The following is a 20,694-nucleotide window of genomic DNA, read 5'->3' as shown; positions in this document are numbered from 1 at the left end:
TCTGCGACTCTACGCCGCGCGGGACACTGGGTGTATGGGAGTGAGCAGCGAGCGGCGGAAGGTCGTCCGGGTGCGGGCCGGCGGGCCCGCGGGGCAGGTGCGGTCGGCGCGCTCCGACACGCTGGCCGTGGAGGAACCGCTGATGGTGCGGCTGGTCCGGGGTGGTGGGCCGGTGCGGTCGCCGTCGTCGGCCGGGCCGGCGGGAGAGCCGCTCACGCTGACGATGCGCACGCCCGGGCACGACTTCGACCTGGTGGCCGGATGGCTCGTGGGGGAGGGGGCCGTCGCCGCGGCGTCGGACATCGTCGGCATGAAGGCCTGCACGGACGAGGAGAACACCATCGACGTCGCGCTCCGGCGCGGCGTCCGGCCGCCGCGGCCCCGGGCGTTCGCGACGACGAGCGCGTGCGGGGTGTGCGGGTCGGACACCGTGGTCGACGTGGCGGGAGCGCTGCGGTGGCCCGTGGCAGGGGACCCCGTCACGGTCGGTGCCGACACCGTCGCCGCCCTGCCTGGCCTGCTGCGCGAGCACCAGCGGGCGTTCGACCGGACGGGCGGGCTGCACGCCGCGGGCCTGTTCACGGCGGACGGCGTGCCGCTGTCCGTCCGCGAGGACGTGGGCAGGCACAACGCGGTGGACAAGGTGGTCGGCGCGGCCCTGCGTGACGGCCGCCTGCCCGCTGCCGGGACGGTGCTCCAGGTCAGCGGGCGGGCGTCGTTCGAGCTGGTGCAGAAGGCGGTGCGGGCCGGGATCCCCGTGCTGTCGGCGATCTCGGCGCCGTCCACGCTCGCCGTGGACCTGGCCGAGGAGTGCGGCCTGACGCTGCTCGGGTTCGTGCGGGGCGAGTCGATGAACGTCTACACGCGGGCGGACCGGCTGCGCTGAGGCGGGGCGACGCACGACGACGGCGTGGCCACCTCGGGAGTGAGGTGACCACGCCGTCGACCTGTGGCCGGAAGCGGCCGCTCAGGACCGTCTCAGCACAGGTCCGACAGGGGGACGCTCCCCGGCTGGAGATCCACGGAGTTCACCGGAGTGATGTCGGTGTCCACGTAGACCCCGGGCCGGAACGACCACGTGAAGCCCCCGGAGCCGCCGCTCCCCTTGCACAGCGCGCCGCCCCAGTTGTCGGTCTGGTTGTTGAAGGCGCGGCGCTGACCGTACTCGTTGTAGATGTTGTGGCCACCGCGGGACCAGAAGACGTACTCCGGGTTCCCGCCGTTCCAGCTGGCGTTCGGATAGATGCAGAACGCCCCGCTGGGGCAGCCGTGGGTGGAGGCGGCCACCGACGCGGCGCTCCGGGCGACGCCGCCGCCCAGTGCCTGCACGCCGGTGACGCCGGTGGCGTCCGGGGCGGTGCCCCATTCGTGGTCGGAGGCCTGTGCCGCCTGCGTGGTACCGAGGACGCCGACCAGCGCCATCAGCACACCCGCCAGCGCGGCAACCGCCCGCTTCTGGAGTGTCATCGGTTCATCCGTCCTGCCCGCGCCCGGCCCCCGGCACCCTGCCGGGTGGAGCGCGAACACCTGCGAACGTAGGAGCCGCGACCCGGGCCCGCGACAACGTTCGGGCGCGGGTGAAGACTTCGGTCTCGGCCGAAGGATCCCCACCGGCGGGGAGAAAAAGCGTGGCTCGATCGCGCACACCCGATGAGACTGGCCGGATGCGCATCATCGAGGCTCCGCACCCACCGTCGCTGGACCACCCCGACGCCTGGGCGTATCACGGTATCGCGGCGATCGCCGAGGCCGTGTCCCTGGAGACGTGGGGCGTCGACGACACCGCGGTGAGCGCCAACGACGTGCTGGTCACCATGGCGAACCAGCGGTACGCGGACAAGGTCCGCCTGGTCGCCGTCGAGGACGACGGCCCGGCGGCGCCGGCCGTAGTCGGGCACGCGATCCTCTACATGCCGACGCGATCCAACCCGCACCTGGTCATCGTCCCCGAGCTGGAGGTGGCCCCCGCCTCCCGCGGACGGGGCGTGGGACGTGCCCTCGCCGAGGCGAGTCTCGACCGCGCGCGTGCGGCCGGCCGGACCACGATGCTGGCAAGCGTCGGCTTCGGCGAGGAGGATCCGGACGTGACCGAATGGGTGACCGCGTCGTCCGGGAAGGGCCGCGTCGCCGCCGGACTGCCGGGAATCCGGCTGGCGCGCTCGCTCGGGTTCGACTGCGCCATCGTGGAGCGCAAGTCGCTGCTCGAACTGCCCCTGGCGCCCGGCGCCCTCAAGGAGCTCGAGGCGGAGGCCCGGGCCGCCGCGGGCCCCGGGTACCGCCTGCACACCTGGCGCGACACCATCCCGGAGGAGTGGATCGACGCCTACGCCGACCTGGAGACGGCGCTCGCCGCGGACGAGCCGCGCGGCGACCAGGACGTCGAGACCGACCCGTGGGACGCCGAGCGGGTGCGGAGCGCCGACGCGGAGCACGCCGCCCGCGGCAACGGCTACGTCATCACCGCCGCCGAGCACGTCGGGACCGGTGAGCTCGCCGCCATGACCATGCTGCTGTACCCGAAGGACGAGACGCGGGAGTACGCCGAGCAGGAGGCGACGGTGGTGCTGCGTGCCCACCGCGGGCACCGGCTCGGCATGCTGGTCAAGGCCGTGAACGCCCGGGCGCTGCTCGCCGTCAGGCCGAACGTCAAGCGTGTCTGGACCTGGAACAACGAGGAGAACCCCCACATGCTCGCGATCAACGTGGCGATGGGTTTCCGCCCGGCGGGCGGCGGCGCGGAGATGCAGCGCACGGTCTAGGCGATCGCGTCCAGCAGGAGCGTCGCGGCCGCCGGGGCGCCGTCGGTGCGGATCGTGCCCGCCACCTCCGCCGACCGGGCGCGGGTCTCCGGGGCCAGGGCGGTGTCGAGCGCGGCCGACAGGGAGTCGGTGGTCGGGGTGGGGCCGTCGTGCGCCGCGCCGATGCCGAGGGCGGCCACGCGGCCGCCCCAGTACGGCTGGTCCGCCACCTGCGGAACGATCACCTGCGGCGCGCCGGCCCGGGCGGCCGTCGTGGTGGTGCCCGCACCCCCGTGGTGCACGACGGCGGCGACCCGGCGGAACAGTGCCTGCTGGTTGATCTCGTCCACGACGGAGCAGTCGTCGCTTCCCCCGGCCGGTGCGAGGGAGGCCCAGCCGCTGGACAGCACGATACGTCGGCCGTGCGCCCGGACCGCCTCGAAGGCCGCCCGGGCGGTCTTCCCGGCGTCGTGCAGCGGCATGCTGCCGAAACCCACGTACACGGGCGGCGCGCCGGCCGCCAGGAAGTCCTCCAGCGCGCCGGGCAGCGGTCGCTCGTCGGGGCGCCGCCACGCGCCGGTCTGCGTCACGTGGAGGTCCGGCGTGTCCTCCCACGGCCCGAGAACCGGGTCCGAGGCCAGCAGCGTGTGGTCGCCCAGCACGAGGTCACGCACGTTGTCGGAGGGCGCGAGTCCGGATGCCTCCCGGAGGGAGTTCACCGCGGGGCCGAACAGGCGCTGGAGGTGCTCGGCGTTGAGGTCCCACAAGGCCCGGTTGTCGGTCTCCCCCTCGGGGAACGCCTGGCCCGGCCAGGGCACGGGCGGATGATGGGGCGAGGGCACGAAGTTCGTGGAGAACGTCGCGCCGGTGTACGGGATGCCCCGTCTCTCGGCGGCCGCCCGCACACCGGCCTGCATCCCGATCACGCCGGCGGAGACCACGGCGTCGCACCTCCCGGCCGCCATGACCGCCTCGTCGGCCATGGCGGCGAGCTCGGCCGTGATCTCCGGAAGCGTCTTCGGCCTCTCGCCGGCGAGCTTGCCCGTCGCCAGCGCGCGGACCGGCCGGCCGACGGGCGTCAGGGGGACGCGGGCCTCGCCGAGCAGTCCCGCGAAGTCCGGTGGCGCGCAGACCCGCACGTCGGCGCCCAGTTCTCGCAACGCGAGGGCGAGCGCCACCATCGGCTCGACGTCCCCGCGTGACCCGTAGGTCGTCAGTAGTACACGCATCGTGTGTTCCTCCGTCGTCGGCAGTATCCGCCAGGTCCGGTGATTCTGCGGGACGACGGGGGCCTTGCCGCAAGACCCCCGGTGCGCTATAAGTTGAGAGTGGCAGGGAGAGGGTTCCTCTTCCTGCTTTTCTCGTTCCCCGTGGGCCGGGCGCCGGGCCGGGGCGACGTGTGTCGGTGTCTCCTGGCATGATCTGATGCGGCCTGCGCAGGCAGTGCCGGTTGGCAGATCCGGTTGGATTCGACGAGGTAGGGGACAGTGCAGAGCATCAACGCGCGCATCGCCGAGGAGCTGGGCGTCCGGGAGAACCAGGTCACCGCGGCCGTCGGCCTGCTCGACGACGGGGCGACGGTCCCGTTCATCGCCCGGTACCGCAAGGAGGTGACGGGCACCCTCGACGACGCGCAGCTGCGCACGCTGGAGGAGCGGCTGCGCTACCTGCGTGAGCTGGAGGAGCGCCGGGCCGCGATCCTCCAGTCGATCGACGAGCAGGGCAAGCTCACCGACGAGCTGCGCGCGCAGATCCTCACGGCGGACACGAAGTCGCGGCTGGAGGACATCTACCTCCCCTACAAGCCGAAGCGGCGCACCAAGGCGCAGATCGCCCGCGAGGCCGGGCTGGAACCGCTGGCCGACGCGCTCTTCGGCGACGCGACCCTCGACCCGCAGGAGACGGCGGCCCCGTACGTCGACGCCGACAAGGGCGTGGCCGACGTGAAGGCCGCCCTCGACGGTGCCCGCGCCATCCTGGTGGAGCGGATGGGCGAGGACGCCGATCTCCTGGGCACGCTGCGGGAGCGGCTCTGGGCACGCGGCCGCATGGTCTCCCGGGTGCGCGAGGGGGCCGCCGACAAGGGGGCCAAGTTCGCCGACTACTTCGACTACTCCGAGGACCTCGCGAGCATTCCGTCGCACCGCATCCTGGCGATGTACCGCGGCGAGAAGGAGGAGGTGCTGGACCTGGTGATCGAGCCGGAGCCCGACGCCGAGCCCGGGGTGCCGACGTCGTACGAGGCGGAGATCGCCGACAGGTTCGGGATCCGGCAGCAGGGGCGGGCCGGCGACAAGTGGCTGGGCGACACCGTGCGCTGGGCGTGGCGCACCAAGATCCTCGTCCATCTCGGGATCGACGCGCGGCTGCGCCTGCGCACCGAGGCCGAGGACGAGGCCGTGCGGGTCTTCGCCGCGAACCTGCGCGACCTGCTGCTCGCGGCGCCCGCCGGGTCACGCGCCACGATGGGGCTGGACCCCGGCCTGCGCACGGGCACCAAGGTCGCCGTCGTCGACGCGACCGGCAAGGTGGTCGACACCGCGACCATCTACCCGCACGCGCCGCGGAACCGCTGGGACGAGTCGCTCGCGACGCTCGCGGCGCTCGTGGCGAAGCACGAGGTCGAGCTGGTCGCGATCGGCAACGGCACCGCCTCGCGGGAGACGGACAAGCTCGCCGCGGAGCTCGCGAAGAATCTGCCCGGCCTGACGAAGGTCATGGTCAGCGAGGCGGGGGCGTCGGTGTACTCGGCGTCGGCGTTCGCGTCCGCGGAGCTTCCCGACCTGGACGTGTCGCTGCGCGGCGCCGTGTCGATCGCGCGCCGCCTCCAGGACCCGCTCGCGGAGCTGGTGAAGATCGACCCGAAGTCGATCGGCGTGGGCCAGTACCAGCACGACATCACCGAGACCAAGCTGTCGCGCTCGCTCGACGCCGTCGTCGAGGACTGCGTCAACGGGGTCGGCGTGGACCTGAACACGGCCTCGGCGCCCCTGCTGTCGCGGGTCTCCGGGATCACCCGGACGCTCGCGGAGGGCATCGTGTCCCACCGGGACGCGAACGGGCGGTTCACGTCCCGCGCGAAGCTGAAGGACGTGGCGCGGCTCGGGCCGAAGGCCTTCGAGCAGTGCGCGGGCTTCCTGCGCATCCGTGGCGGCGACGAGCCGCTCGACGCGTCCTCGGTGCACCCGGAGGCCTACCCGCTGGCGCGGAAGATCGTCACGGCGGCCGGGTCGGAGGTCACCGGGATCGTCGGGAACCAGGGCGCGCTCAAGGGCGTGAAGCCCACGGACTTCGTGGACGACCAGTTCGGCCTGCCCACCGTGACCGACATCTTCGCCGAGCTCGTGAAGCCCGGGCGGGATCCGCGCCCGGAGTTCACCACGGCGTCGTTCACGGACGGGGTGGAGACGCTGGCCGACCTGGTGCCGGGCATGATCCTGGAGGGCCAGGTGACGAACGTCGCCGCGTTCGGCGCGTTCGTGGACGTGGGCGTGCACCAGGACGGGCTGGTGCACGTGTCGGCGATGTCCAAGCGGTTCGTCGAGGACCCGCGCGACGTCGTGAAGTCCGGTGAGATCGTCAAGGTGAAGGTGCTCGACGTGGACGTGGCGCGCAAGCGGATCGCCCTCACGCTGCGCCTCGACGACGAGGTCGGCGTCGCGGACGGTACGGGCGGTCGCGGTGCGCGCGGTGAAGACGGGTCCGACGGCGGTCGGGGCGACGGCGGACGGTCCGGCGGCGGGCGCGGCCGGGGCAACGGCGGGCGCGGCGATCGCGGTGGCCGTGGCGGTCAGGGCCGCGGCGGCCGGGGCGGCAAGGGCCAGCCCGCGGCGGACACGGCCATGGCGGACGCCCTGCGCCGCGCAGGCCTCGCCTGAGCCCTTCCGCACGGACGACAGCGGTCGCCCGCCGGCTCGTTCCTCGAGGGGACGGTGGCGGGCGACCGGCCGTGGCGCGTCACTCGGTGCTCAGGGACCCGTCCGAGCTGAACACCAGGCCGAGGGTGATCTCACCCTGCTTCAGCGCCTCCTTGGTGAGCGGGCCGCCGGCGTCGAGCGAGCGGAACTCGCTGAACGTCAGCCCGTACGTCTCCTCCAGTCCCGGCTGGCAGAACGGGCGCTCGGTGCACTCCGGCCCGGCGCCGAGGATCAGGCCGTCACAGGCCTCCGCCAGCTCGGACAGGGTCGTGACGCCGTGCTCCTCGGCGAACGCTGTCGTCACCGCGAACGCGTTCTGGTCCTGCGCGTCCGACGGCTCGCCGACCACGAGGCCGACCTCGTCGCCCAGCTCGCGCAGCCCCTCCACGGTCGTGTCGAGGTCGCTGCTCGCGACCGGCTCGGCGTCGGGGCCGTTGACGTCGAGGTTGACGAACTCCGTCAGCGTCCCCACGTACTCGGGAACGACCTGGATCTGCTCGCCCTTGAGCAGCGCGGGCAGGTAGGCCTCGCGGTTCCCGATGGTCGTGACCTCGGCGTCGTACCCGGCGTCCCGCAAGACCTCGGCGTAGATGTTGCCGAGCGTCGCGCTCTCGGCGAAGTCGGCGGCGCCGATCGTGACCGGCCCGGCGTCCTCGGCCTCGTCCACCTCGATGCCCGCGGCGGCGACGAACTCCGAGGCGACGTCCTGAGACGTCTCCCGGTCGATGTCCACCGACCGGTTCAGGCCGATGAGGGTGTCCGTGTCGAGTGCGGCCGACACCTCGTCGAGGACGGCGACCAGGTCCGGGTACTGCTCGGCCGTGTCGGCGTTCACCGCCGGGATGATGTTGTCGACGGTCTGGAGGCTCTGGTCGTCGTCGAGCACGACGATCTCGTCGCCGGCGACCGGTTCACACGTGGCGGCGACCGCGGTTCCGTCGTCGGACGTCTCACCGCCGGCGGAGCCGGGCTCGCCGCACGCGGTGAGGAAGGTGAGACTGACGACGGCGGTCGCCGCGCCGAGCAGGCGCAGCGGGGTGGACAAGGGTGTGCGTGCGAGGCGCATCGTGACTCCGGTTCTGCTTGTACACACGTTCTACGGGTCGAACTGTCCTATTCGATCGTGGCCCGAGCATGCTGGCAAGGGGAATCGCCCAGGGTGTCGGACATTTCAGCCCCCGCGCGGGTGCCCGGGCCGCCCGCGTGGCCGGCGAAGGAGAGGCTCTCCGGTGCGCACCGCGTGCGGCTCAGAGCCGTCGCACGATCGCGTCCGCCATCGCGCCGAACGCGTCCACGTCACCGGCCAGCTGCATCCACAGCGAGGGCTCGGTGAGCTCCAGTTCCATGAGCACCGGCGTGCCGTCGTCGCCGGTGACCAGGTCGATGCGCGCGTACAGCAGCGGCTCGCGGCCGCCCAGCTCCGCCTGCGCCACCTCGAGGGCCTTGCGCGCCACCTCGATCTGCTCGGCCGACGCGGTGAACGGGCGCATCTCCTCCGGCGCGTACAGCCCTTGCGTCGGCCGGAACGGGCCGTCCAGCAGGGCGTTGCGCCGCACGGAGTGCGTCAGCTGACCGTCGAGGAACACCAGGCAGGCCTCGCCCGCCGTGTCCACCGACGTGACGTAGGGCTGGATCATGACCCAGCGGCCGCCGTCGAGCAGGCGCTTCGCGTGCTCGATCGCCAGGCCACGCGACTCGGCGGACACCGGCTGGTAGCGCCCCGTGTCGTTGGCGCCGACGCTGACCACCGGCTTGACCACGAAGTCGCCGAAGGCCGGCATCCGCGTGTGGACGGCGCGCTTGGACAGGTGCCGGGCCGGATCGAGCCAGATGGTCGGGATCACCGGGACGCCGGACTCCTCGAGGGTGCGCAGGTAGCGCTTGTCCGTGTTCCACTCCAGCACGTCCGCGCAGTTGAGCAGCTTGGGAACCGCCTTCGCCCAGGCGACGAACTCGTCCCGGCGTGCCGAGTAGTCCCACGTGGAGCGGACCACGACCAGATCGTACGACGACCAGTCGACGCCGGCGTCGTCCCAGACCGCGGGCTCGGCGGTGACACCTCGCTCGGCCAGGGCGGCGACCAGGGGCTGGTCCCCCTTGTCGAGCTCGGGCAGGACGGAGCAGGTGGCCAGTGCTACGCGGCGGTTCTCAGTCACACCGTGAGCGTAGCGGCGTCACATGACGAGCGTCTTACAGGGCTCACGTTCCAGACACGGCAGCCGTCCCCGGCGGGCGCGGCGGGGTGGTCCTCACGGAGCCGCGGGAACCCGGCGCCGGCGCTGCCGCGGGTTCACACGCAGCGGCGCCGGGGTCACGAGGCGCTGCGCGACCGCGAGGAGGGCGTCGAGCACCAGGGCCAGGGCCGCCACGACGATGCCGCCGGCCAGCACCTGGCCGTAGCGCTGCGTGCCCATGCCGAAGGCGATGATCTGGCCGAGACCGCCGCCGCCCGCCAGCGCCGCGAGCGGGATGGTGGCGACCACCTGCACGATGGTGGTCCGCAGCCCCGCCGCGATGAGTCCGGTGGCGAGCGGTAGCTCGACCTGGACCAGGACACGGGTGCCGGACATGCCCATTCCCCGGCCGGCGTCACGTGCGGCCGGGTCCGCCCCGCGCACGCCCTCGTACGAGTTGGTGAGGAGCACCGGCACGGCGAAGATCGCCGCCGCGATCACGGTGGCCGTGTTCCCGAACAGGCCGCCCGCGGCGAGCAGCAGGATGATGCCGAGGGTCGGCATGGCCCGGGTGGCGTTGCCGAGCGCCACCATGGCGCCCGCGCCGCGGCCCGTGTGTCCCAGCCAGGCCCCGAGCGGGATCGCGAACGCGGCCGCGAGCGCGACGGCGATCGCGGTCATGACCAGGTGCTCGATGCCCAGGTCGATGATTCCGCCGCTCCGGGTCCAGGTCAGGGGGTCGTTGAGCCACAGGACGGCTTCCTCGACGACGCTCACGCGTGACTTCTTTCGCGCCAGGGGGTGAGGGCGCGCCCGCCCGCCCAGAGGGCGATGTCGAGCACGAGGGCGAGGAGCACGCAGGCGAGCGTGGCCGTCATGATCTCCGCGCGGTAGAAGTTGTTGCGGAAGCCCTGGAACATGAGCTGCCCGAGCCCGCCGTAGCCGACGACGACGCCGACGGTGACGAGGGCGACCGTGGACACGGTGGCCAGGCGCAGGCCGGCGACGACGGAGGGCAGGGCGTTGGGCAGGGCCACGTGGACGAGCACGCGTACGGGCCCGTAGCCGAGCCCCCGGGCGGCGTCCAGCACGGCCGGGTCGACGCCGTCGATGCCTGCCACGGTGTTGCGCAGGATGACGAGCAGCGCGTAGATCACCAGGCCGATGAACACCGGCGTGCGCCCGATGCCGAGCAGTGGCGCCAGGATGGCGAACAGCGCGAGGCTCGGCACGGTGTAGAGCACCGCGGCGGTGCCGATCACGACTCCGGACAGCCGGCGGACCCGGGAGACGAGGATGCCGAGCGGGACGGCGATGGCCGCGGCGACCGCTACCGCCTGCACCGTGAGCGCGGCGTGCTGGACGGTGTGCTCCCAGAGCGTCTCCGCGTTCTGGACCACGTAGGTCCAGGAGAACCAGGGGTTGGCGGCCATGACGAGGACGGTATCGCGAGTGGCCGACATCGACGAGAGATGCGGGCGGAGCCGTGCCTAGTCGGTGACGGCGGTCTCCAGGACGTCGGCGAGAGCGCGCAGGTGCCCGGCGACCTCGCGCCCGAGCGGGGTGAGCTCGTACTCGACGCGGGCGGGGATGACGTCGATCACGTCGCGGATGATGAGGCCGTCGCTCTCCAGCGTGCGCAGGTTCTGCGACAGCATCTTCTCGCTGACGCCGTCGACGCGTCGCCGCAGGGCGTTGAAGCGCGTGCGGCCGTCGAGGAGGGCGAGGAGGGCGAGCGAGGCCCATTTCGAGGTGACGTCGTCGAAGACCGCGCGTGAGGCGCAGTCTCGTGCGAACACGTCGGCCACGAGCGCGGTGCTGGGTTCGGTGGCCTGGTCTCGCTGCGCCATCGGCCTCCCCTTCTGTCGGTTCCCTGCCGAGCTGCCGCCCATCCTACAGTGCCAACATGTTGTATGGTACTTTCGATTCGAAAGTACAACCGACAGGGAGTCGAACATGTCACAGGTCTACGCGGTCACGGGGGTCTCGGGTCACCTCGGGCGGCTGGTCGTCTCGGAGCTGCTCGACCGAGGGGTGGGCGCGGACCAGGTCGTCGCGATCGCACGCGCGCCGGGCAAGGTCGACGACCTCGCCGAGCGCGGGGTACAGGTGCGTGAGGGGGACTACGACCGTCCCGAGACCCTGCGCGCCGCCCTGGCGGGAGTCGACCGGCTCCTCCTGGTGTCGGGGTCGGAGATCGGCCGCCGCGTCCCGCAGCACACCGCCGTGATCGAGGCGGCGAAGGTGGCCGGGGTGGAGCGAATTCTCTACACGAGCGTCCTCCGGGCCGACAGCGTGGGCAACCCCGTGGCCCCCGAGCACGTGGAGACCGAGAAGGCCTTGCGCGCCGCCGGCGTTCCCCACACCGTCCTGCGGAACAGCTGGTACGTCGAGGTCTACACGGGCCAGGCGGAGCAGTACCTCCGGACGGGCCGGATCCTGGGCGCCACGGGTGGAGCCCTCGTCTCCGGCGCCTCGCGCGCGGACTACGCGGCCGCCGCGGCGTCGGCGCTCCTCGAGAACGCCGACGGGGACCGGGTCCACGAGCTCGGCGGGCCGGGCTTCTCCCTCGCCGACCTCGCCGCCGCGATCACGGACGCCACGGGCACCGAGGTCGTGTACGAGGACCTCACCCCCGAGGCGTACCGCGCGGCCCTCGCCGAGGCCGGGGTCGACGAGGCGACGACAGGATTCCTCGTCGCCCTCGACGGTTCGATCGCCGCGGGTGAGCTCACCACCGAGAGCGACGATCTCCGGCGCCTGCTCGGACGGGAGCCCGCGACGCTCACGGAGGTCGTCCGTTCGCAGTTGTCGTAAGAGGCCCGTGGTGCCGGTGCACCGAGCGCTGCCGCTGCCGCGAGAGGCTGCTCGCGAGGTGCCGGGTCAGTCCGCGGCCGGCCGGACGCGGCCCAGTAGATGGCGGAGCGCCGGTTCCAGCTCCGCGTGCCGGAACCGGTGGCCCCGGGACTCGAGGACGGCGGGGGAGACCCGCTGGCTCGCCTCCGCGAGTTCGCGCGCGCCCTCGGGGCCGAGCAGCAGGCGCGGTCCCAGGCCGGGCACCGGCAGCACGGCCGGCCGGCGCAGGACCCGGGCGAGCGTCGCGGCGTAGGCGCCGTTCCGCACCGGTTCCGGCGCGACGGCGTTCACCGGGCCGGCCAGCGCGGAGTCGTAGAGGGCACGGTGATAGACGTCCACGAGGTCGTCGATGCCGATCCACGACTGCCACATCCGACCGTCGCCGATCCGGCCGCCCAGGCCCGCCGTGAACAGCGGACGGAGCAGGCGGAGCGTGCCACCCCGCGGGGACTGCACCAGTCCGGTGCGCACGTTGACCACCCGCACCCCCGCCGCGGCGGCCGGGACGGTGGCCTGTTCCCAGTCGGCCACCACGTCGGCGAGGAAGCCGTCGCCGCCTGTGCTCGACTCGTCGAGCACCTCGTCGCCGCGGTCCGCGCCGTAGTAGCCGATGGCGGACGCGCACACGAAGACCCTGGGGCCGTCCGGGGTGCGGCCGGCGAGCCGCGCGAGCGCCCGGGTGGGCCCGATCCGCGAGTCCCGGACGGCGGCGCGGTGTTCCGGGGTGAACCGGCCCCCGATGGAGGCGCCGGCGAGGTGGATCACCGCGTCCACGCCCCGCAGCAGGTCTTCCGCGGGGGCATCGGGGTTCCAGCGGCGCTCGCCCGGGCCGCGGGGTGTTCCCCGCACCAGCCGGACGACCTCGTGTCCCGCGGTGGTCAGGAACGGCGTGAGCGCACTGCCGATCAGACCGCTGCTGCCCGTCATGGCGATGACCAGCGGCCGGTCCCCGTGCTCCCGGGCCGTGGCCTGCGCCGCCAGGTCCAGGCGCAGCTGCCGGTGCCGATAGGCGAACATGCTCCGGAGCAGGGCGCGAGGCGCCGTGGTCTCGACGGTGTCGGTGATCCGGGTGCGGCCGTCCTCGTCGTCGAAGGCGTGGGTGTGCCGCCAGGGCACCACCCAGCGCAGTGGTGCCGAGACCAGATCGTCCACGAACTGGCGCGGCGGGTGGTACCCGGAGTGCCGGGCCACCCACCGCAGGCCCAGCGGCAGCCCCAGCACGGCCTCGCCGTCGGCCAGCGACCGCGCCTCCCGCAGGACGCGCACGGGCGCCCACGGCGGCGTGAGACGGACGACCGCGCCGGGGCGCTCGTGCCAGGCGAACACCTCGGACCGTGGCTGCTCGACGACTCCCGACCACGTCAGGGTCTTGATGGCGGTCATGACATCCCTCCGTTCCGCATGACGTACCAGATGAGGACCATCGTCAGCGCGGTGCCGCAGGCATAGTTGATCCACAGGAAGTGGCGCCAGCCCCGGTTCGCCCGCGCCGAGTCCGCGTCTCTCAGGCGGGCGTGCGGCAGGGCGGCGGCGAGGTAGGGCAGCGCCAGCAGGGCGGTGAGCGGACCGGGCCAGGTGGTGGTCAGCGCCAGGAGCCCGGCCGCGGTCCAGGCGGCCAGGGCGAACCGCACCGTGCGGGCGGCGCCGAGCACCGTGGCGATCGAGGAGATGCCGCCCGCGCGGTCGGGCACGATGTCCTGGACGGCGCCGAACGCGTGGCTGGCCATACCCCACAGGAGGAAAGCTCCCAGCGCCGCGAGGGTGCCCGGGTCGAATTCCGCGCGGGCCAGCGTCAGGCCGTAGACCGCGGGGCTCACGAAGTGAATGCTCGACGTCAGGGAGTCGAGGAACGGGATCTCCTTGAACCGGAAGGGCGGTGCGGAATAGGCGACCAGCGCGAAGAGGCTCACGGCGAGCGCCACCCACGACGCCGGGGGCCCGAGCGCCACCAGCATCACCAGGAACGGGGCGCAGGTGAGGACCGAGGCGACGAGGACGGCGCGATGCCGGCGTGGTGCCAGCAGCGCTCCCTCGACGCCGCCCTTGCGCGGGTTGCTGAGGTCGGAGGCGTAGTCGAACACGTCGTTGACGCCGTACAGCGCCAGGTTGTAAGGGATGAGGAAGAACAGCGTCCCGACCACCAGCGCCACGTCGACCTCGCGCGTCGCGAGCAGGTAGGCGGCGGCGAACGGGTAGGCGGTGTTGATCCAGCTCAGAGGGCGGGACGCGCGGACGAGGTCAGCGATCATCGTCGCCTCCCAGCAGCGACCAGAGCGCCGGCAGGAGGATGACGGCGGCCACCGGGTACGCGAAGTCCTCCACGGGTGCGAGCCCGACCCGCAGCCCCGAGATCTGCGCGTCGGAGTAGGCGAACAGGCCCGCGGCGATCATCAGGTTGTCGAACACGGCGGTCAGGACCAGGAGCGCGACGGCGGCGAGGGCGGCGGGCCGCCAGGGTGTCCGGCGGCCCGTGGCCCAGCTCACCACGGCCGACACTCCCGTCGCCACGCCCAGGAAGAGGACGGAGAGCACGAGGTAGGTCATCCCGCGAGGTCCTCCCGCCGTGCCTCGGTCCGTGCCTCCACCTGCTGGAGCAGCCGGCCCGCCCCCAGGACGAGGACCATCGTGAGCTCGCACAGGAACAGGAGGAACACGAGTTCCTCCAGCGGTAGCTCCGGGGCCAGCATGGCGCCGGTCATGTACGGGGCGTCGCCGTGGAGGAACACGCCGAACGCGATGCCCGCCAGGTCCCAGGCGAGGAAGAACGCGGTGCCCAGCAGGAGCACGGCGACCGCTCGCGCCGGGGCGCGCCAGCAGAACAGACGGAACCTCGCGTCGACGAGCAGCACGAAGCCCGCGCTGACCAGCAGGACGGCCAGGTAGGCGACGCTCATGGCACCTCCGCCTCCGCGGTGCGTTCTTCCGGGGCCGGCCGGGGCTTTCGCTCCGGCTCGGGCAGGGGCCCCGCGCTCACGTCGCCGCGCAGGCGCTTGAGCGCCAGCTCCGCGCTGATGAGACACATGGGTAGCCCGATTCCCGGGATGGTCGTCGCGCCCGCGTACACCAGGCCGGACACGCGCGCCGAGGCGTTCGAGCCGCGCAGGAGCGCGCTCTGCCGCAGCGTGTGCGCGGGGCCGAGGGCGCCGCCGCGGAAGGCGCCGAAGTCGCGCTCGAAGTCGGCGGGGCCGATGGTACGGCGCACGACCACTCGTTCCGCGAGGTCCGGTGTGCCCGTCCACTCGGCGATCTGGGCGATCGCGTCGTCGACGGTGCGCTCCACCTGTGTGTCGCCCGCACCGTCCGTCCCGCCGGCTCCGATGGTGGTGTCGGCGGGCACCGGGATCAGCACGAACAGGTTCTCGTGGCCGGGTGGCGCCACGTCGTCGGTGGCGCTCGGTCGGCAGACGTAGAGGGACGCGGGGTTCGGGACGGTGCGTCGCGCGCCGAAGATCGCGTCGAACCCGCCGTCCCAGTCGTCGGCGAACAGCAGCGAGTGGTGTGCCAGGGCGGGCAGTTCGCCGCGCACGCCGAGCAGGGCCAGGACCGCGCCGGGGCCGGGATCCCGGCGCCGCCACCAGCGGGCGGACCGGCTGCGGTGCTCGGCGTCGAGCAGGCGCCGCTCGGTCACGTGCAGGTCGGCCGTCGAGACCACGACGTCGGCCGCCACGTGCCGGGTGCGTCCCGCGTGGGTCACCTCGACACCCGTGGCGGCGCCGTCGGTCACCACGATCCGCTCCACGCGGTGGTCCGTGAGCAGGTCCGCGCCGGCACGGCGGGCGAGCCGCGCCATCGTCTCGACGACGGCGCCGAACCCGCCGCGCGGGTACAGCACACCCTGCGTCACGTCCAGGTGGCTCATCAGGTGGTACATGCTGGGTGCCGAACCCGGCGACGTGCCGAGGAAGACCGCGGGGTAGCCGAGGATCCGCCGGACCCGGTCGTCGGTCGTGTGCCGGGCGGCGAACCGGTCCAGCGGCTCGGTGAGCAGCCGCAGGAGGCGGGGGAGGCCGCGGACCACCTCCCGGTTCAGCATCGGCCGGAGCGAGGCGAAGGTCGAGTACAGGAAATGGCGGGTGGCCAGGCCATAGGTGGTGGCCGCGGAGTCGAGGTAGGCGGCCAGCCGCTCGGCCGACGCCCGGTCGAGCCCGAGGAGCGCGTCACGCGCGCCGGTGGCGGGCAGGTCGAAGGGTTCGCCGGTGCCCTCGAAGTAGACCCGGTAGGAGGGATCGAGCCGCACGAGGTCCAGCTCGTCGTCGGCCGTGGTGCCGAGCATGCGGAAGAAGTGCTCGAACACCTCGGGCATGAGGTACCAGGACGGGCCGGTGTCGAACCGGAAGCCCTCCCGCTGCCAGGTGCCCGCGCGGCCACCGAGCTCGTCGCGTGCCTCGTAGAGCGTGACCTCGGCGCCTTCCTGGGCGAGCAGGGCCGCCGTCGCCAGGCCGGACATGCCCCCGCCGATCACCGCAACCCGCCGTCCGCGCACCGTGCCGTGGTTCGCGCCGTGGTTCATGCCGCCCATCGCCTGCCCGTCTGGGTACCCGCGAGCACCGTCGCCACGATGCGGGCCTTGACCGCTGCCGGCACGGAGACGCGTCGCGTGCGCAGCGTCGCCGCCGGAGTGCGTCGCAGCCGTTCGTTGAGTTCGGCGAACAGGGCGGCGGCCAGAGCGGTCGCCCGGCGCGGGCCCGGGGGCAGCAGGGGGACGACGGCGCGAGCCGCCGCGAGGTCGGCGTCGATGTCCGCGACGATCTGCGTCTTGCGCGCCTCGTCGAAGGGCTCCGGGCCGGTTCCGGGGAAGTAGGCCCGGCCCAGGCGGTCCTCGTCGTCGCCCAGGTCGCGCAGGAAGTTGATCTTCTGGAACGCCGCGCCCAGCCGGCGCGCGCCTTCCTCCAGTCGCCTGCGGACACCGTCGGGGACCGGATGGCCGTGCAGGAACGCGCGCAGGCACATCAGGCCGACGACCTCGGCGGACCCGTGCACGTAGGTGCGGTACTCGTCGTCGCTGAGCGAGACCACCGGGTCGAGGTCCCGGCGCATGGACGCGAAGAACGGGCCGACGAGGGTCTCGTCGATACCGATGGTCCGAGCCGTGGTGGCGAAGGCGTGCACCACGACGTTGGCGCTGAACCCGCCGTGCAGGGCCGCCAGCGTCTCGGCCTCCAGCGTGTCGAGCGTGTGGCGGCACTCCGCGTGCGCGAGCCCGGCCTCGTGCGCCGGGCCGTCGACGATCTCGTCGGCCACCCGCACCAGGGCGTAGATGTCCTGGATCATGCCGCGCACGGTCGGTGGCAGCAGGCGCGTCGCCAGGCTGAACGACGTCGAGTACGCGGTGATGACCTGGGCCGCCGCCGTGTGGGCGGTGGCCGAGTAGAGCGCGAGGGAGGACGACGGGTTCATGCGGCACGCTCCGCGAGCCTGGTGGCGAGGCCGACCAGCTCGTGCCGGAGGCCGTTGGGCAGTGTGGTCCGGTCGATCGTCGCGACCGCTTCCTGCCGTTGGGTCTCGATGAGCTCCGTCATCGCAGCGTACGCGCCGGCGGCTGTCAGCGCCGCCCGAAGCCGTCCTGCGCCCGCCTCGTCGAGTTCCGGGTCTCCCCACAGGTGGCGGACCGCCGTCCACTCCGGGTGCCCCTCGGCGAACGCGACGAGCAGGGTCCGCTTGCCCTGGCGCAGGTCGCTGATGGTGCTCTTGCCGGTCCTGGAGTCGCCGAACACTCCGAGCAGGTCGTCGCGCAGCTGGTAGAGCACCCCCAGGGCGAGACCCACCTGCTCCAGCTCGGCCGCCGCTCGCTCGCCGGCCTCGGCCAGGACGGCGCCCGCGCACAGCGGGGCCGCGAACGAGTACCCGGCCGTCTTGTTCGCCATCATCCGCAGGACGCTCTCGGACGTCGCCGGCGCGGTGCCGAGGCCGAACGCCACGTCGTCGTGCTCCCCCGCGGCGGCGCGGAAGAGGTGCTCGTCGATGAGCTCGGTCAGCTCGCCGCGGATCACCGGCCGCACCCTGGCGACGAGCGCGTAGGTGGCGCTGAGCAGCAGATCGCCACCGAGGATGCCGGACGCGTCGCCCCAGGAGCTCGCGGCCTCCGGGGTCAGCCCCGCGTCCGCGGCGTCGGCCGCGAACTCTGCCGGGAGGTTGCGCTGACCGCGGCGGCTCACGTCCCTGTCGATCACGTCGTCGTGCAGCAGGAGCGCGGTGTGAAGCAGTTCGAAGGCCGCCCCGGCCACGGCGGCGTCCTCGGGGTGGGGCGCGCCGAACGCCCGGTGCGTGTCGAGCAGGAGTCGCGGTCGCAGGCGCTTGCCTCCGACGCTCGACCGCGCCAGGCGCCGCCACAGCAGCGCGTAGTGCGCGGCGAGCGGGTCCGCCCGCCTGATCCGGCTCTCGAAGAAATCGGCCAGCACGACGTCGACGGCGTCCCGGGTGAGGATCTCGGTCATCGGGGTGCCGCCTCGTCCTGCAGGGCGCCGGCGCCGGTGCCGGCGTAGAGGCGCATCTCCCGCGCCTGCTCCACGAACCAGGGGGAGAACGCCCAGGGTGTCGCACGCAGCGCCACGCCGAGCGCCTCCGGTGCCGACCACCTGGCCTCCGCCACCTCGTCCGGGTTCGGACGCGGCTCGTCGTCGGTGATCGCCTCGTAGACAGGGCACAGCTCGTTCTCCACGACGCCCGCGGCGTCGACCGCGCGGTACCGGAACCGGGGGAGCACCAGGCGGACCTCGCGGATCCGCAGGCCGAGCTCGTCCTCGGCACGACGTACCACCGCGTCCGCCACCGGCTCGTCCGGCTGCGGGTGCCCGCAGAACGAGTTGGTCCACACGCCGGGCCACGTGAGTTTGCCCAGGGAACGGCGGGTGACCAGTACCTGGCCCGCGGGATCGAGCACGTGACACGAGAACGCCAGATGCAGGGGCGTCCGGGCGGAGTGCACGGTCTCCTTGAGTTCCGTTCCTGTCGGAGTCCCGTCCTCGTCCACCAGGACCACCTTCTCCGTCACCATGGTTCTCCGTCCCAGATAGCTAGCCTGGCTATATTTAAGCACAGGAAGCAAGTGCGATGGCTAGTAGAATTCTTGTGTGATCCGCACACCCCGGGTAGGAGACACCGACGGGCCGTCGATGCTCGACCCCCGCGTGATGGATCCCGACCAGGAGATCGTCCGGCGGGCCGGCCTCGACGACAGCGAGGTCGACGCGGTGGTCCGCGTCCTGGAGGGGCTCCATCGCTGGCGGGAGACCGAACGGCGGATGAGTGAGGCCTCGAGTAGCTACATGAAGCTCGGCGAGACCGACATGCGTGCCCTGCGCTTCATCATCGCCACTCAGAACCACGGGCGCATCGCGACACCGGGTGCGGTGGCCGCGCACCTGGGAATCTCCTCGGCCTCGACCACGAAGATGCTCGACCGGCTGGCCGCGGGCGGCCACGTCCGCCGGCTCGCCCATCCCACCGACCGGCGCAGCGTCGCGATCGAGGTGACCGAGGAGACCCGGCGTACCGCCCGGGAGTCGGTGGGCCGGGCGCACGCCCGGAGATTCGACGTCGCGGCCCGGCTGGAACCCCGGGAGCGGGTGATCGTCGCGCGCTTCCTGGAGGACCTCGCGAACACGGAACTCGCCGGCGCGGGACTCGCGGACGCGGAACTCACGCACGGTGAGGTCGCGGACGGCGAGGTCGCGGGTGCCGAACGTGCGGACGGCGGCTCGTAGGGAGCGGCGGCTCGTAGCGGGTGATCGCGCCGGCGAGGCGCCGGGTACGGCAAAGCGGCAGGCCATTCTCGGAAAATCCGGGATGACCTGCCGCTTTACTGGGGTGAGTAACGGGACTTGAACCCGCGACCCTCGCGACCACAACGCGATGCTCTACCAGCTGAGCTATACCCACCATGCCCGCCGGTCAGTACCGGCGGCCGTCGAAAAGCATACATGAGGTCGGGCTCCGAACCCGAACTCAATTCGTGCTCGGCACCTGCTTCGTGACCGACGTCTCCTTCACCCGGGTCGCCGCCGCGCGGGACGTCTCCGAGTCGGGGCCGGGCTGCGCCGGGAACAGGGTCTCGCGGTAGTAGCGGAGCTCGTCGATGGACTCCAGGATGTCCGCGAGCGCGCGGTGGCCGCCGTCCTTGTCGGGGCTGGCGAAGTAGACGCGCGGGTACCAGCGCCGCGCCAGCTCCTTGACGGAGGAGACGTCGATGATCCGGTAGTGCAGATGGTTCGCGAGTTGCGGCATGTGGGCGTCGAGGAACATCTTGTCGGTGCCCACGGAGTTGCCGGCGAGCGGGGCCTTGCCCTTGGCCGGCACCCAGTCGCGGATGTACTCCAGGACCCGGGACTCGGCCTCGGCGAGGGAGAGGCCGCCGGACAGGGCGTCGAGCAGACCGGACCTGGTGTGCATGGCACGCACGAAGTCGCCCATCTGGGCGAGCGCTTCGGCGGGGGGCTTCACGAGGACGTCGATCCCGTCGCCCAGGGGTTTCAGCTCGGAGTCGGTGACGACGGCGGCGACCTCCACGAGCGCGTCGGTGCGGACGTCGAGCCCGGTCATCTCGCAGTCGATCCAGACGATCCGGTCGGCGGGGCTGGTGCTCACGGCGCCCAGCCTACGACGTGTCGTCAGGCAGGGGTGTGCACGTGCCGCGCCGCGGGGGTCGCGACGCCGTCCGCCGCGCTCGTCCCGGTCCCGGGAACACGAAGAACAGCGACACGCCGACAGGATCGAGATCTGTCGGCGTGTCGCTGTGACGAGGTGACCGCGAGCATGTGGGGCTCACGGATCGGCCGGGTCAACGGGCCGAGGTCTGACGGCGGGGCCGGAAGATGCTCCGCGGCTTCCGCTGTGAACGCTCCTGGCGCTGACGGCGGTCGCGCCGGAGGCTCTCGGCGTGATCGAGCTGCTCCTGGTGGAGCGCCCGGATGAGGGAGTAGTCGATGGTGTGCACGTGAGTGCCCTTCGTGACGCCGGACTGCCGGGACGAACCCGGCGCGAGGTCTGGCCGGACCCCTCCACCGCCCGATC

The 20,694-nt window shown here is 72.7% G+C and carries 22 protein-coding genes and 1 tRNA gene; 5 read left to right on the top strand and 18 right to left on the bottom strand.

Going from position 1 to position 20,694, the window contains the following annotated elements; all coding sequences use genetic code 11:
- Nucleotides 1-34 precede the first annotated feature (34 nt).
- Nucleotides 35-886, top strand: coding sequence for a formate dehydrogenase accessory sulfurtransferase FdhD (gene fdhD / locus EDD34_RS15050; RefSeq protein WP_123815294.1), 852 nt, complete (start codon nucleotides 35-37; stop codon nucleotides 884-886).
- Between the two features lie 92 nt (nucleotides 887-978).
- On the opposite strand, the gene EDD34_RS15045 is transcribed toward fdhD, so the two are convergent.
- A complete protein-coding gene (locus EDD34_RS15045; RefSeq protein ID WP_211341604.1) occupies nucleotides 979-1,467 on the bottom strand; it encodes a hypothetical protein in 489 nt (162 codons plus the stop codon).
- Nucleotides 1,468-1,664: 197 nt separating this feature from the next.
- On the opposite strand from EDD34_RS15045, the gene EDD34_RS15040 reads away from it, so the two are divergent.
- Nucleotides 1,665-2,759 (top strand): GNAT family N-acetyltransferase, encoded by a 1,095-nt coding sequence (locus EDD34_RS15040; protein WP_123815293.1) that lies wholly within the window; start codon nucleotides 1,665-1,667, stop codon nucleotides 2,757-2,759.
- Here EDD34_RS15040 and EDD34_RS15035 read toward each other — a convergent pair.
- On the bottom strand, nucleotides 2,756-3,967 hold the full coding sequence (locus EDD34_RS15035; RefSeq protein WP_123815292.1) for a glycosyltransferase: 1,212 nt from the start codon (nucleotides 3,965-3,967) through the stop codon (nucleotides 2,756-2,758). The two genes, EDD34_RS15040 and EDD34_RS15035, sit on opposite strands and share 4 nt — an antisense overlap.
- A gap of 258 nt (nucleotides 3,968-4,225) precedes the next feature.
- Between EDD34_RS15035 and EDD34_RS15030 the strand changes: the two genes are divergently transcribed.
- A complete protein-coding gene (locus EDD34_RS15030; RefSeq protein WP_123815291.1) occupies nucleotides 4,226-6,616 on the top strand; it encodes a Tex family protein in 2,391 nt (796 codons plus the stop codon).
- A gap of 79 nt (nucleotides 6,617-6,695) precedes the next feature.
- Here EDD34_RS15030 and EDD34_RS15025 read toward each other — a convergent pair whose 3' ends face one another.
- The 5 genes from EDD34_RS15025 to EDD34_RS15005 form a co-directional block, all read right to left on the bottom strand.
- A complete protein-coding gene (locus EDD34_RS15025; protein WP_123815290.1) occupies nucleotides 6,696-7,721 on the bottom strand; it encodes a glycine betaine ABC transporter substrate-binding protein in 1,026 nt (341 codons plus the stop codon).
- 181 nt (nucleotides 7,722-7,902) lie between these two features.
- The gene (locus tag EDD34_RS15020; RefSeq protein WP_123815289.1) at nucleotides 7,903-8,811 is read right to left on the bottom strand and encodes an ATP-grasp domain-containing protein; all 909 of its coding nucleotides are present in this window, start codon (nucleotides 8,809-8,811) and stop codon (nucleotides 7,903-7,905) included.
- A gap of 93 nt (nucleotides 8,812-8,904) precedes the next feature.
- Nucleotides 8,905-9,606, bottom strand: a complete 702-nt coding sequence (locus EDD34_RS15015) for an ABC transporter permease (protein ID WP_246012471.1) — start codon at nucleotides 9,604-9,606, stop codon at nucleotides 8,905-8,907.
- A complete protein-coding gene (locus EDD34_RS15010; protein ID WP_123815288.1) occupies nucleotides 9,603-10,262 on the bottom strand; it encodes an ABC transporter permease in 660 nt (219 codons plus the stop codon). The genes EDD34_RS15015 and EDD34_RS15010 overlap by 4 nt, the downstream gene beginning before the upstream one ends.
- Nucleotides 10,263-10,319: 57 nt before the next feature.
- The gene (locus EDD34_RS15005; protein WP_123815287.1) at nucleotides 10,320-10,679 is read right to left on the bottom strand and encodes a winged helix-turn-helix transcriptional regulator; all 360 of its coding nucleotides are present in this window, start codon (nucleotides 10,677-10,679) and stop codon (nucleotides 10,320-10,322) included.
- Nucleotides 10,680-10,785: 106 nt separating this feature from the next.
- Here EDD34_RS15005 and EDD34_RS15000 point away from each other — a divergent pair, with 106 nt between their 5' ends.
- The gene (locus EDD34_RS15000) at nucleotides 10,786-11,646 is read left to right on the top strand and encodes an SDR family oxidoreductase (protein ID WP_123815286.1); all 861 of its coding nucleotides are present in this window, start codon (nucleotides 10,786-10,788) and stop codon (nucleotides 11,644-11,646) included.
- 66 nt (nucleotides 11,647-11,712) lie between these two features.
- Here the strand turns inward: EDD34_RS15000 and EDD34_RS14995 are convergent, their stop codons facing one another.
- Genes EDD34_RS14995 through idi form a run of 8 tightly spaced genes read right to left on the bottom strand, consistent with a single transcriptional unit; the run spans nucleotide 11,713 to nucleotide 18,679 of the window.
- On the bottom strand, nucleotides 11,713-13,068 hold the full coding sequence (locus EDD34_RS14995; RefSeq protein WP_123815285.1) for a TIGR01777 family oxidoreductase: 1,356 nt from the start codon (nucleotides 13,066-13,068) through the stop codon (nucleotides 11,713-11,715).
- Entirely contained in the window at nucleotides 13,065-13,934 is an 870-nt protein-coding gene (locus EDD34_RS14990) for a prenyltransferase (protein WP_123815284.1), read from the bottom strand. Before EDD34_RS14990 ends, EDD34_RS14995 begins: the two co-directional genes overlap by 4 nt.
- Nucleotides 13,924-14,229, bottom strand: a complete 306-nt coding sequence (locus EDD34_RS14985) for a lycopene cyclase domain-containing protein (protein ID WP_123815283.1) — start codon at nucleotides 14,227-14,229, stop codon at nucleotides 13,924-13,926. Before EDD34_RS14985 ends, EDD34_RS14990 begins: the two co-directional genes overlap by 11 nt.
- Entirely contained in the window at nucleotides 14,226-14,579 is a 354-nt protein-coding gene (locus EDD34_RS14980) for a lycopene cyclase domain-containing protein (protein WP_123815282.1), read from the bottom strand. Before EDD34_RS14980 ends, EDD34_RS14985 begins: the two co-directional genes overlap by 4 nt.
- Entirely contained in the window at nucleotides 14,576-16,204 is a 1,629-nt protein-coding gene (gene crtI / locus EDD34_RS14975; protein WP_425462358.1) for a phytoene desaturase family protein, read from the bottom strand. The genes EDD34_RS14980 and crtI overlap by 4 nt, the downstream gene beginning before the upstream one ends.
- Entirely contained in the window at nucleotides 16,192-17,082 is an 891-nt protein-coding gene (locus EDD34_RS14970; protein WP_123815280.1) for a phytoene/squalene synthase family protein, read from the bottom strand. Before EDD34_RS14970 ends, crtI begins: the two co-directional genes overlap by 13 nt.
- Complete coding sequence (locus tag EDD34_RS14965; RefSeq protein ID WP_123815279.1) at nucleotides 17,079-18,119, bottom strand: polyprenyl synthetase family protein; 1,041 nt, start codon at nucleotides 18,117-18,119, stop codon at nucleotides 17,079-17,081. The genes EDD34_RS14970 and EDD34_RS14965 overlap by 4 nt, the downstream gene beginning before the upstream one ends.
- Complete coding sequence (idi, locus tag EDD34_RS14960; protein WP_123815278.1) at nucleotides 18,116-18,679, bottom strand: isopentenyl-diphosphate Delta-isomerase; 564 nt, start codon at nucleotides 18,677-18,679, stop codon at nucleotides 18,116-18,118. The genes EDD34_RS14965 and idi overlap by 4 nt, the downstream gene beginning before the upstream one ends.
- Before the next feature lie 76 nt (nucleotides 18,680-18,755).
- On the opposite strand from idi, the gene EDD34_RS14955 reads away from it, so the two are divergent.
- Nucleotides 18,756-19,388: a MarR family winged helix-turn-helix transcriptional regulator gene (locus EDD34_RS14955; RefSeq protein ID WP_246012468.1), complete on the top strand. Its 633-nt coding sequence runs from the start codon at nucleotides 18,756-18,758 to the stop codon at nucleotides 19,386-19,388.
- Nucleotides 19,389-19,487: 99 nt separating this feature from the next.
- On the opposite strand, the gene EDD34_RS14950 is transcribed toward EDD34_RS14955, so the two are convergent.
- The 3 genes from EDD34_RS14950 to EDD34_RS20740 all read right to left on the bottom strand — a co-directional run bounded on the left by EDD34_RS14950 (nucleotide 19,488) and on the right by EDD34_RS20740 (nucleotide 20,617).
- Nucleotides 19,488-19,563: transfer RNA gene (locus tag EDD34_RS14950), tRNA-His, on the bottom strand.
- 66 nt (nucleotides 19,564-19,629) lie between these two features.
- Nucleotides 19,630-20,268, bottom strand: coding sequence for an oligoribonuclease (gene orn, locus EDD34_RS14945; RefSeq protein WP_281277765.1), 639 nt, complete (start codon nucleotides 20,266-20,268; stop codon nucleotides 19,630-19,632).
- Nucleotides 20,269-20,461: 193 nt separating this feature from the next.
- Nucleotides 20,462-20,617 carry a hypothetical protein gene (locus EDD34_RS20740; protein ID WP_170177096.1) on the bottom strand — a complete coding sequence of 52 codons (156 nt, stop codon included), beginning with the start codon at nucleotides 20,615-20,617 and terminating at the stop codon, nucleotides 20,462-20,464.
- Between the last annotated feature and the right edge of the window lie 77 nt (nucleotides 20,618-20,694).

The sequence above is a fragment of the Myceligenerans xiligouense genome (assembly GCF_003814695.1).
Classification (GTDB): domain Bacteria; phylum Actinomycetota; class Actinomycetes; order Actinomycetales; family Cellulomonadaceae; genus Myceligenerans; species Myceligenerans xiligouense.
The sequence above is the reverse complement of the archived record's forward strand: the minus strand, read 5'-3'. Positions and strand labels throughout refer to the sequence as shown.